The sequence below is a fragment of the Actinospica durhamensis genome (assembly GCF_018139695.1).
Lineage (GTDB): Bacteria > Actinomycetota > Actinomycetes > Streptomycetales > Catenulisporaceae > Actinospica > Actinospica durhamensis.
Genome location: NZ_JAGSOG010000283.1, coordinates 1 through 10,717, shown reverse-complemented (window position 1 = coordinate 10,717; position 10,717 = coordinate 1). Strand labels below are relative to the sequence as shown.

General features: G+C 72.5%; 10 protein-coding genes. 8 read left to right on the top strand and 2 right to left on the bottom strand.

Going from position 1 to position 10,717, the window contains the following annotated elements; translation table 11 throughout:
• Positions 1-30 precede the first annotated feature (30 nt).
• Complete coding sequence (locus KDL01_RS47115; protein ID WP_212532832.1) at positions 31-1,437, bottom strand: PP2C family protein-serine/threonine phosphatase; 1,407 nt, start codon at positions 1,435-1,437, stop codon at positions 31-33.
• 301 nt (positions 1,438-1,738) lie between these two features.
• Between KDL01_RS47115 and KDL01_RS34190 the strand changes: the two genes are divergently transcribed.
• Positions 1,739-4,195, top strand: a complete 2,457-nt coding sequence (locus tag KDL01_RS34190) for a penicillin acylase family protein (RefSeq protein ID WP_212532831.1) — start codon at positions 1,739-1,741, stop codon at positions 4,193-4,195.
• On the opposite strand, the gene KDL01_RS34185 is transcribed toward KDL01_RS34190, so the two are convergent.
• The gene (locus KDL01_RS34185) at positions 4,179-4,796 is read right to left on the bottom strand and encodes a 5-formyltetrahydrofolate cyclo-ligase (RefSeq protein ID WP_212532830.1); all 618 of its coding nucleotides are present in this window, start codon (positions 4,794-4,796) and stop codon (positions 4,179-4,181) included. The two genes, KDL01_RS34190 and KDL01_RS34185, sit on opposite strands and share 17 nt — an antisense overlap.
• 108 nt (positions 4,797-4,904) lie before the next feature.
• Here KDL01_RS34185 and KDL01_RS34180 point away from each other — a divergent pair, with 108 nt between their 5' ends.
• The 7 genes from KDL01_RS34180 to KDL01_RS34150 all read left to right on the top strand — a co-directional run.
• Positions 4,905-5,654, top strand: coding sequence for a GGDEF domain-containing protein (locus KDL01_RS34180; RefSeq protein WP_212532829.1), 750 nt, complete (start codon positions 4,905-4,907; stop codon positions 5,652-5,654).
• Between the two features lie 99 nt (positions 5,655-5,753).
• The gene (gene galU / locus KDL01_RS34175) at positions 5,754-6,650 is read left to right on the top strand and encodes a UTP--glucose-1-phosphate uridylyltransferase GalU (RefSeq protein ID WP_212532828.1); all 897 of its coding nucleotides are present in this window, start codon (positions 5,754-5,756) and stop codon (positions 6,648-6,650) included.
• Positions 6,651-6,678: 28 nt separating this feature from the next.
• The gene (gene glp / locus KDL01_RS34170) at positions 6,679-7,923 is read left to right on the top strand and encodes a molybdotransferase-like divisome protein Glp (protein ID WP_212532827.1); all 1,245 of its coding nucleotides are present in this window, start codon (positions 6,679-6,681) and stop codon (positions 7,921-7,923) included.
• 47 nt (positions 7,924-7,970) lie between these two features.
• Positions 7,971-8,396 carry a cyclic pyranopterin monophosphate synthase MoaC gene (gene moaC, locus KDL01_RS34165; protein WP_212532834.1) on the top strand — a complete coding sequence of 142 codons (426 nt, stop codon included), beginning with the start codon at positions 7,971-7,973 and terminating at the stop codon, positions 8,394-8,396.
• Positions 8,393-8,974, top strand: a complete 582-nt coding sequence (locus KDL01_RS34160; RefSeq protein WP_212532826.1) for a MogA/MoaB family molybdenum cofactor biosynthesis protein — start codon at positions 8,393-8,395, stop codon at positions 8,972-8,974. The genes moaC and KDL01_RS34160 overlap by 4 nt, the downstream gene beginning before the upstream one ends.
• Positions 8,975-8,976: 2 nt before the next feature.
• On the top strand, positions 8,977-9,630 hold the full coding sequence (locus KDL01_RS34155) for a GNAT family N-acetyltransferase (RefSeq protein WP_307846740.1): 654 nt from the start codon (positions 8,977-8,979) through the stop codon (positions 9,628-9,630).
• 135 nt (positions 9,631-9,765) lie between these two features.
• A partial coding sequence (locus tag KDL01_RS34150) for a SepX/GlpR family protein (protein ID WP_212532825.1) occupies positions 9,766-10,717 on the top strand: 952 nt, incomplete at its 3' end.

Sequence of the window (10,717 nt, the reverse complement as noted above, 5' to 3'; positions counted from 1 at the left end):
AGATCTACACCGTCTAATTCGTCGGCAGCGTCAGTGTGTATAAGAGACAGGGCTCAGGCGCCACATCGGGAGCGGGCCCACGCTCGTGCGCATCGCCAGGACGGCGCGATCGTCGTCGGCGGGGCCGGTGGCCGAGCGCAGGGCCGCTCGGCACAGTGCGGCGGGGGTCGCGTCCGTGCCGCCGGCGCCGATGCCGTCGAGTACTTCCTCCAGCGCCGCGCACAGGTCGCGTACGCCCTCGTCCACCGACCTGTCGCGCTGCTCCACCACGCCGTCGGTGTACAGGAAGATCGTGTCGCCCGGTGCCACCGTGAACGCGTGGTCGGTGAACGTCACGCCGCCCACGCCCAGCGGGACGTCCGGGGGCACCTCCATCGGGTGGCAGCCGTGGGCTCCGGCCAGCAGGGGCGGCGGATGGCCGGCGTTGGCCAGTACGCACTCCCGGGTGAACGGGTCGAACACGGCGTAGACGCACGTCACAAGCAGCGCCTCGTTCAGGCCCTGGACCAGGTTGTCGAGGTGGGCCAGCACCTCGGCCGGCTCCTCGTCGAGTACCGCGTACGCCCGCAGCGCCGCCCGGAGCTGGCCCATCACGGCCGCCGCGTGGGCGCCGCGGCCCTGCACGTCGCCGATCACGATGCCGACGCGGCCGGCTGAAAGTTCCATGACGTCGTACAGGTCGCCGCCCACGTCGGACTCGTCGCCCGCGCTGTAGCCGACCTGCACCTCCACGCCGTCGATGGTGGGCAGGTGCGAGGGCAGCAGCGAGTGCTGCAGGGCGAGGGCGAGCGAGCGCATGCTCTCGTAGAGGGAGGCGTTCTCCAGCGCGAACCCGGCGCGGGCCGCGACCTCCTCCACCAGCTCCACGTCGGCCGAGCTGAACTTCCTGGTCACGCCGTCGGCGCCGACCGCGAGCACGCCCTTGATCCCGCGCGGGCCGAGCAGCGGCACCGCGATCACCATGGCGGCGTCCGTCATCAGGCTGTGCGCGGCGCGCGAGGCGCCCGGTTCGGCGCCCGGCGCCCCCGGCTGCTCGGCCTGGTCGAACTCGGCCAGCACCGGCGCACCGGTGCGCAGCGCGATCGCGCACGGGTGTTCGGCCGGGTAGACGACGCGGCGGTCGGCCGGTCCGGGCAGGCTGGCCCGACGGGAGCGTTCCCGGTCCATGCGCACCGTTACGGCACGTCGCAGGACGCCGGTGTCCTCCAGCAGATCCACCACGCACTGGTCGGCGAAGGAGGGCACGACCAGCTCGGCGATGGCGGCGAGGGTACGGCCGGTGTCGAGGGAGGTCCCGAGCAGCCGGCCGGCCCGGGAGAGCAGCGTGGCCCGGACGGAGCCCGGTTCGGCGTGCTCGGCCCGCCTGCGGCCGGGAACCACCGACCCGGTGGCTCCGACCAGGCCCGAGTCCTGGCGATCCGTCAACTGACCTGCCATCAGCCCACCTTTCGTGCGACCGCGCCGGAGGCGACGCCGGTGCCGCGCGACCCGCCGTCCGGCTGATCCAGTGTGGCACTACCGGCGCGTCGAAAACAGCAAAGCCGAGGCTTTGCCCGGAGCGTGCGGGAGTGTTGGAGTGAGCGGACGGGTCGGGTCGCCCCAGAATAACAGTGCGCTGACAGGCAGGCCAGAGCGCGGCGCAGGGCCGTGGGGGGCGCATGCGGGCGTTGGCGTGCTCCCGGCGGACCAGATGTGACGATGTGTCAGATTGACGGCGACGCGGTGTGAGGAGCCGGCCTTGGCGACGAGCACGGACTCCCGGGAGGGAAGCGCCGGCACGGCCGTACGCCGCCGTCGCCGGCTGCTGTGGCGTGTGCTCGGCGCCGTCGCCGTGCTGCTCGTGCTCGGACTGCTGGCCGCGGCCGGAGTGACCGGCTGGCAGCTGGTCACGGCGTTGCACGCGTCCTATCCGCAGGTCTCCGGGGAGGCCGCGGCGGACGGGCTCGGCGCGCTGGCCGACGTCGAGCGGGATGCCGCGGGGATCCCGCAGATCTACGCAGCCACCCCGCACGATCTCTTCCTCGCCCAGGGCTACGTCCAGGCGCAGGACCGGTTCTGGCAGATGGACGTCTCGCGCCGCTACGCCGACGGGACGCTGGCCGCGGTGCTCGGGCCGAGCTGGGTGGCCCACGACGAGCTCGCCCGCGCCCTCGGCTGGCGCACCGTCGCCCAGCGGTCCTACGACCTGCTGCAACCCGCGTCCAAGGACTACCTCCAAGCTTATGCACAGGGTGTGAACGACTATCTCGACGCGCATCCCGGCGGCGATTCCCTCTCGATCGAGTACTCGGTGCTCGGGCTGCCCTACACCGGCACGGCGCAGGGCTCGCGGCCGGCGTCGTGGACGCCCGTCGACACGCTCAGCTGGCTCGAAGCCGTCGCCTGGGACCAGGACGGGGCCGTGGCCCAGGAGGCGACCCGCTCACTGCTGACCGAGACCCTCAGCCGGGACCAGGTGGACGAGCTCTATCCGGGCGACGGCGCGGACTCCGCCCTCGACGCCTGGGCCGTGTCCGGCAAGCTCACCGCCACCGGAAAGCCGATGCTGGCGGCCGCGCCGGTCGCGCCGCCGTCGCTGCCCTCGACCTGGTACCAGGTGGGTCTGCACTGCGAGCACCTCGACGCGGACTGCCCCTTCGACGACTCGGGGTACACCGAGCCGGGCGTGCCCGGGGTGCTGATCGGCCACAACCAGTCGATCGCGTGGAGCTGGAGCGGTCGGCAGGTGCACAACTCGGACTTGTACCTGGAGAAGGTGACCGGCGGCCAGTACCTCTACGACGGGCACGAATACCCCGTGACGCGGCGTCAGGAGACCATCTCCGTGGCCGGGGCGGCGCCGGTGACGGTGGCCGTGCGCTCCACCCGGCACGGGCCGCTGATCTCGGACTTCTCCGCGGTCCTGCGGCGCGCCGGCACCACCGCCCCCGCCGCCCGGGCCGGAGACCCGAGCCGCGGTGCTCCGCCCGGCATCGCGTACGACGTGGCGGTCGACTCCACCGCGCTGGTGCCCAACACCACCGCGGACGCCCTGTTCGCGCTGGACCAGGCGACCGGCTGGGACCAGTTCACCGCCGCGGCGAAGGGCATGACCGCGCCGGCCGAGAGCATGGTCTACGCCGACGTGGCGGGAAACATCGGGTACCAGGGCCCGGGCGGCGTGCCGGTGCGGGCCGCCGGGGACGAGGGGAGCTGGCCGGTTCCGGGCTGGACCTCGGTGCACGACTGGGCCGCGGCCCCCGGCTCGGCCGCGCCCGAGCAGGAGTACGACCCGGCCGACGGATATATCGCCACCGCCCCCGGCGCGGTCACCGGCGTTCGCGCCGAACGCACCGTCGCCGACCTGACCGGTGACCGGATCCAGGACGGCAAGCTCGACGCGAACGGGCTCGGGGCGGTCCAGGACGACGCCTACGACCCGGAGGCCGCGGTCCTGGTGCCGTACCTGCTGCGGACGAGCGTCAACGACTTCACCGGCTCGGCCGTCGCCCTGCTGCGCACCTGGGACTACACCGAGCCGGCCGGGTCGAGCGCGGCCGCCTACTACAACGCCGTGTGGGCGGAGCTGCTGAGGCTGGTGGTGGGCCGTCAGCTGCCGCAGGACGAGTCGGCCGCCCAGCTCGGCCTCGACGGCTCGGTGAGCTGGGACTCCGTCGTCAACACCCTGCTCACCCAGCCGGACAACCCGTGGTGGGGGGCGCCGGGGCCGGGCCGCGAGAACGCCAGGGACGCGATGCTGGCCGAGGCGATGACCAAGGCGCGGCTGGACCTCACCTCCCTGATGGGCAAGGACGTGGCCACCTGGACCTGGGGCCGGGTGCACACGCTGACCCCGGAGAACCAGACCCTCGGCGTGGGCGCGCGGCCCGCGCTGGTCAAGTGGCTGCTCGACGGGGACAGCCTGCAGCTGTCCGGCGGCGGCTCGGACGTGGCCGCGGCGAGCTGGAACGTGGGCTCGGACGCGTTCACCGTGGGCGAGGCCCCGGCGCTGCGCATGGTCGTGGACCTCGCCGATCCGGACGCCTCGCGCTGGATCGGTCAGACCGGCGAATCAGGCCACGTGGACGACAGCCACTACCTGGACCAGGCCCCGCTGTGGGCGTCGGGCGAGACCCGGCCGTGGCCGTTCACGCCCTCGGCCGCGCGCGCGGCGACCCTCGACGACTTGGTGCTGCGTCCTACCCGTGACCAGTGACGCCGAATTCGACCAGGTGAGACGCGGTGCACGCCGCGTCCACCGGCCGGTCGTGCGCCTCCACCGCGTGCGGCGGCAGGGTGCCGAGTTCGTGTTCGTACAGCAGGGCGCAGGTCCACGGCCGTTGGGTCGAGGCTTCGGCGATCCGTGCCAGGACCCGGTCGTAGCTTCCGCCGCCACGGCCGATGCGCACACCCTGCCGCGTCACGGCCAGCGCCGGGACGATCACGACCTCGGCCTCGAGTACGGCGTCGAGTCCGAGCAGCGCGCCCGCCGGCCTGCTCGTGCCCGCGCCGCCCGGCCGCAGTTCGGTGGCCGGGCCCGCATACCGGGCCCAATCGAGATCGCGGTCCTCGCGCAGCACCGGAAGCAGCAGCCGGGTCCCGCGTGCGAGCAGGGCTTCGAGCAAGGGCCGCGTGTCCGGCTCAGTACCCAAGGGCCAGTAGGCCGCGACGGCGTTCGCGCTGGTCACGCGGGGTGTGGCAAGCAATCGGGCCATGGCCAGGCGGGACTGGTCGGCTCGCTCTGTGTGATCGAGCGCTCGCCGATTGTTGACGAAACGTGATCGTGCCGTGGCCTTGTCGTCAACCGGATCGGGCATTCTGGTTCCTGTACGATGCTGGGCCTTCGTGGCGCTATGGGGATGGGGCATCCTGCACGACCAAGCCTGACCTATTCGGCGCTGAGAAGGGATCGGCACGGCGAAGCGATGAGCGCGACCGACTGGTTCTCCTCCGGCGGCTGGGCCGTTCTGGTCCTCGGCCTGGCCATCGTGTGCCTGGCCCTCGGCCTGGCCCGGCTCGCCCTGCTGCTGCGCGAGCGCGATCGACACAACGACGCCCAGATCACCGCCCTGCGCCGGGAGCTGACCGGCCTCGAGCAGGGCCGCAGCGACCTGGAACGCCTGAGCGCCACCGATCCGGTGACCGGCGTATGGAACTACCGCTACCTCCAGCAGGCCCTGGCCGAGGAACTGGCCTGGGCTGTTCGGGACGCCCGGCCCTTCGCGCTGTTGCTGTGCGAGATCGACGGCTTCGGCGACTACACGGCCGCCCACGGCCATCAGCGTGCCCTCGGCACCCTGCGCGACCTGGCCCAGCGCCTGAGCGTGGAGATCCGCTCCCGCGACACCTTCGCGCGCTACGGCGGGGACGAGTTCGTCGTGCTGCTGCCGGGCGCCCGCGGGGACGGGGCGGCCGGCGTGGCCGAACGGCTGTGTTACGCCGTGCGCCGGGGTCTGGCCTCGAGCGCCGGGCAGCAGGCCGCCACCGCGGGACCGATCGCGAACGGCTCCGCCGAGCCCCGGCTCACCCTGTCCATCGGCATTGCCTGCTTCCCCGAGTCCGGCGAGCACGCCGCCTCCTTGGTCGCGGCCGCGGACAAGGCGTTGGCGGCGGCCAAGGCTGGCGGCGGCGACGGCTGGCGGCTGGCCGAGATCGACGCCGTCTTGTCTGAATGATGTGTGTGAATTCTCACGACTGTCGTTTCATCGCATCAGCAATGGTCTACAGATCGGTCTTCGCGCAACAGAGTGGATCCGACCCGGTATCGTGCCCTCATGCCGATCCGTAAAGCCGTGATTCCCGCCGCAGGGCTGGGCACGCGGTTCCTGCCCGCCACCAAGGCGACGCCGAAGGAAATGCTTCCGGTCATCGACAAGCCGGCGATCCAGTACGTCGTGGAGGAGGCCGCGGGTGCCGGCCTCGACGACGTACTGATGATCACCGGGCGCAACAAGCGACCGGTCGAAGACCACTTCGACCGCGCCTACGAACTCGAAAGCGCCCTCGAGGCCAAGGGCGACCAGGCGAGACTCGACTCCGTGCGCGCCTCGGCCGAGCTGGCCAAGGTCCACTACGTGCGCCAGGGCGAGCCCAAGGGCCTGGGACACGCCATCCTCTGCGCCGCCCCGCACGTCGGCGGCGAAGCCTTCGCGGTCCTGCTCGGCGACGACCTGATCGACCCGCGCGACCCGCTGCTGACCCGCATGATCGAGGTACGCGAGCGGCACGGCGGCTCGGTGGTCGCGCTGATAGCGGTCGACCCGGAACAGATCCACCTCTACGGCTGCGCCGCGGTCACCCCCGTGCCCGGCGAATCCGACCTGATGCTGATCAGCGACCTGGTGGAGAAGCCCGAGGCGAGCGTCGCCCCGTCCAACCTGGCCGTGATCGGGCGCTACGTGCTCGACCCGGCCGTGTTCGACGTGCTGCGCGAGACCGCCCCCGGCCGCGGCGGGGAGATCCAGCTCACCGACGCGCTGCGGGTACTCGCGGCCGACCCCGGCATCGGCGGCCCGGTGCACGGCGTGCTGTTCACCGGCCGCCGCTACGACACCGGCGACCGGGCCGACTACCTGCGCACCATCGTCCGCCTGGCCTGCGAGCGCGACGACCTCGGCCCGGGCTTCCGGGAATGGCTCGAGGCCTACGTCACCAAGGGTTTCTCCGATTGATCGAGCCCTGCGCGGTTACGCTGGCTCCATGAGGAGCGTCGAGCAGCACCTGTCCGCGATCCTGGCCGGGCTCAGGCCCCTGCCGCCGTTCGAGCAGCACCTGCTCGACGCGCACGGGCACTTCCTGGCCGAGGACGTCGCGGCCGAGCGGGACCTGCCCCCCTTCGACAACTCCGCCATGGACGGCTACGCCGTACGTCTGGTCGACGTGCTGGGCGCGAGCGAGCAGAACCCGGTGGTCCTCTCGGTCGAGCAGGAACTGCCGGCCGGCGTCGCGCCCAGCCTGATCGAACTCGAGCCGGGCACCTGCGCCCGGATCATGACCGGCGCGCCGGTGCCGCCCGGCGCCGACGCGATCGTCCCGGTGGAGTGGACCGACGCCGGGGCCGCCGCCGAGGGCTCCGTGCGCATCAGCCGCGCCCCGGGCCTGGGCCAGCACATCAGGACCGTGGGCGAGGACGTGCGCTCCGGCCAGGTCGTGCTGACCGAGGGCACGCGTCTGGGTGCCCGTCAGATCGGCCTGCTCGCCGCGATCGGCCGCGACCTGGTCGCGGTGCGCCCGGCCCCGCGCGTCGTGGTGCTCTCCACCGGTGCCGAACTGGTCGAGCCCGGCACCGAGCCCGCGCCCGGCCAGATCCACGACTCCAACAGCTTCACCCTGGCCACCGCGGCCAAGGAGGCGGGCGCCGAGGTCTACCGCGTCGGCATGGTCGCCGACGACGGCAAGGCGCTGCTGGACGCGATCGAGGACCAGCTGATCCGGGCCGACCTGGTGATCACCAGCGGCGGGGTGAGCATGGGTGCGTACGAGGTGGTCAAGGAGACGCTCGGCCGGCTCGGCACGGTCGAGTTCGTCAAGGTGGCCATGCAGCCCGGCATGCCCCAGGGCTTCGGCGTGATCGGACCGGACCAGACCCCGATCTTCACCCTGCCCGGAAACCCGGTCTCCGCCTACGTCTCCTTCGAGATCTTCGTCAAGCCCGCCCTGCGCGCGTTGCAGGGTCTCGCCACGCGGGAGGAGAAGGCCGAGACCGCGGTGACCTCCGAGTCCTTCGACTCACCCGAGGGCCGCCGCCAGTTCCTGCGCGGCCGCCTGGTGCGTTCGGCCGACACCGGCGAGCACGCCGTCACCCGGGTCGGCCTGGCCTCCGGCTCCGGCTCGCACCTGATGGGCGGGCTCGCCCACGCCGACTGCCTGATAGTGGTACCCGAGGACGTCACCCGGGTCGAGCAGGGCGAGCAGGTCAGCATCCTCAGATTGGAGTCGGCGTGAGCCGTTCGGACCAGTTCACCCACCTCGACGCCCAGGGCGCGGCCCGCATGGTGGACGTGGGGGACAAGCCGGTGACCGCCCGCGCGGCGGAGGCCAGCGGCCGCGTGCGGGTGAACGGGCGCGTGGTCGAGCTGCTGCGCGGCGGCGCGCTGCCGAAGGGCGACGCGCTGGCCGTGGCCAGGATCGCCGGGATCCAGGGAGCCAAGCGCACCAGTGAACTGATTCCGCTGTGCCATCCGATCGGCCTGGCCGGAGTGAGCGTGGACCTCACGGTGGAGGAGGAGGCGGTGGCGATCCGGGCCCGGGTGCGCACCGCGGACCGCACCGGAGTGGAGATGGAAGCGTTGACGGCCGTCGCCGTCGCCGGCCTCGCGTTGATCGACATGGTCAAGGCGGTGGACCCGGCGGCGGTCCTCGGCGAGATCCAAGTGGAGTCCAAGACCGGGGGGATGAGCGGAGACTGGCACCGATGAACGCGCGGCACGACCACGGCGGTTCCGTACCCGAGAACTACCAGGGCCACGGGGCCTACGCCGTCGGCGAGGAGGCCCCCGTGCCCCCGCGGCACGGCGGTGCCCGGGTCGTCGTGGCCTCCAACCGGGCCTCGGCCGGGGTGTATCAGGACACCACAGGACCGTTGATCGTCGAGGCCCTCACCGCGCAGGGTTTCTCCGAGATCGTGTGCAGCGTCGTGCCCGACGGCGAACCGGTGGAGCGGGCGTTGCGTGAGGCGGTGCAGGCACACTGCGCGCTCGTCGTCACCACCGGCGGCACCGGGATCTCGCCGACCGACCGGACTCCCGAGGCCACCAGGGCCGTGCTGGACTACGAGATCCCCGGTATCGCGGAGGCGATCAGGACCGAGGGCTACCGCAAGGTGCCCACCGCCGTCCTGAGCCGTGGGTTGAGCGGCGTGGCCGGGAGTACTCTGATTGTCAATCTGCCCGGATCGCCCGGCGGAGTGAAGGACGGACTGGCCGTGCTGCTGCCGTTGCTGGGGCACGCCCTCGCGCAGCTGTCCGGCGGCGACCATCCGCGAGGAGACGATTGACGGTGTCTGGAGTGCGCGGCTACCCCCGCGTTCTGGCCGAGGGAGCGGTGAGCCTGCGCCCGCCCCGGGTGCGCGACGCGGAGGCCTGGCGCGAGCTGCAGGCCCGCAACAGCGCGTGGCTCTCCCGCTGGGATCCCACCGTCCCGCCCAACGCCCCGTACTCGCGTCGGCTGAACTACCGTCAGCTCGTGCGCCGCGGCCGGCAGGAGGCCGCGCAGGGCAGGATGTTGCCGTTCAACGTCTGGTATGACGAATCGGCCGACCCGCGCGTCGAGGGCAACGCCCCGGAGCGCATGGTCGGGCAGCTCAACGTGGCCGGAATCGCCTGGGGTTCGCTGTGTTCGGCGCACATCGGCTACTGGGTGGACGAGCGGGTGGCCGGGCGCGGGGTGATCCCGACTGCGTTGGCGCTGGCCATCGACTTCTGCTTCCAAACCGTCGGGCTGCACCGGATCGAGGTGAACATCCGCCCCGAGAACGCCCCGAGCCGCCGCGTCGCCCAGAAGCTCGGCCTGCGCGAAGAAGGGCTGCGGGTCAGGTACCTTCACATCGACGGCAACTGGCGGGATCACTGCTCCTACGCGGTGACTCACGAGGAGGTTCCGGAGGGGATGCTGGCGCGCTGGCGCGCCGCGCAGGCCTCCCCGATCGGGTGAGTTCGGGAGTGGGTCGGACCCGTTGGGGTAAAAGAGGATGGGCGCGAATCCGGTTTATCGGATCACTCGAATTTTCCTATCGCGACACGCGGAAATCTGCCGCCTTAGGACGTCGTACCACTCTACGGTTGTGTTATGAGCAGCAGCGGGCTTATCTACGCCTTCATCGTCGGTGCCTGGGCGGTCTATCTTGTGCCCATGTGGCTGCGGCGTGAGGACGAGCTGAACGAGGCGAGGAAGACTCAGCGCTACACCACCGCCATCAAGGTGCTGTCGCACAAGGAGTCCTTCGAGCGCCGCTACGGGCGCGTGCAGGACGGCACCGAGTCCGCCGAAACCGCTCAGGCCGAGGCCCGGCTGCCGGTGGCGGTGGGTCAGGGTGCTGCTCCCGAGGCCGGGCGCGAGACGCTGGAGCGGGTGCGCGCCAAGGAGCGCGGCCAGGCGAAGGGGCCGTCCCCGCGCGATACCTCGCGGGAGCGCGGCGCGGCTGCGTCGGCGTCTGCGGGCCGTGGCGCCAAGCCGGCGTCCGGCCACGCGTCTGCCCACACCCCCGCTGCCACTCCCGGCCGTAAGGCGGTGCCCGCCGACGCGTCCGCCCGACGCTCCGTCGTGCACGCGAGCGTGTCGGAGGGCCACGGCGCCGCGAGCCCGTCGGCGCCGATGACCGCGACCTCGCCGACGGTCCGGGCCCGTCGCCGCCGCGTGGTCGGCGTGCTGTTCGCCGTGACCAGCCTCGGCGCGCTCGTGTCGATGGACCTCGGCCTGCAGTACGTGTGGGCGATGCTGGTCCCGGCCGCCGTGCTCTCCGGCTACATCGCCTGGGTCCGCAAGGACGAGCGCGCCCGCGCCGCCGAGCGTGCCCGCCGCCACGTCGCCGCAGTCCGTGCCGCCCGCGAGGCGCACACCGCCCGCGAGGCCGAGCGCCGCGAGCAGGAGCAGCGTGAGCAGGAGCGCGAGCAGCAGACCCAGCGCGAGCGCGTGCAGGCCGTACGCGTGCTGAGCGAGCGCGAGGAGCAGGCCCGCCGCGACGCCGCCCTGCGCCGCCGTGCCGCCGCCGCCCGCGCCCGCGCCGAGCGCCGCTCCGGCC

Excerpts from the sequence above, each read along its gene's own strand:
- KDL01_RS47115 (WP_212532832.1), bottom strand. The coding sequence starts at position 1,437 with ATGGCAGGTCAGTTGACGGATCGCCAGGACTCGGGCCTGGTCGGAGCC.
- KDL01_RS34185 (WP_212532830.1), bottom strand. The coding sequence starts at position 4,796 with ATGCCCGATCCGGTTGACGACAAGGCCACGGCACGATCACGTTTCGTC.
- galU (WP_212532828.1), top strand. The coding sequence starts at position 5,754 with ATGCCGATCCGTAAAGCCGTGATTCCCGCCGCAGGGCTGGGCACGCGG.
- KDL01_RS34160 (WP_212532826.1), top strand. The coding sequence starts at position 8,393 with ATGAACGCGCGGCACGACCACGGCGGTTCCGTACCCGAGAACTACCAG.
- moaC (WP_212532834.1), top strand. The coding sequence starts at position 7,971 with ATGGTGGACGTGGGGGACAAGCCGGTGACCGCCCGCGCGGCGGAGGCC.
- glp (WP_212532827.1), top strand. The coding sequence starts at position 6,679 with ATGAGGAGCGTCGAGCAGCACCTGTCCGCGATCCTGGCCGGGCTCAGG.
- KDL01_RS34180 (WP_212532829.1), top strand. The coding sequence starts at position 4,905 with ATGAGCGCGACCGACTGGTTCTCCTCCGGCGGCTGGGCCGTTCTGGTC.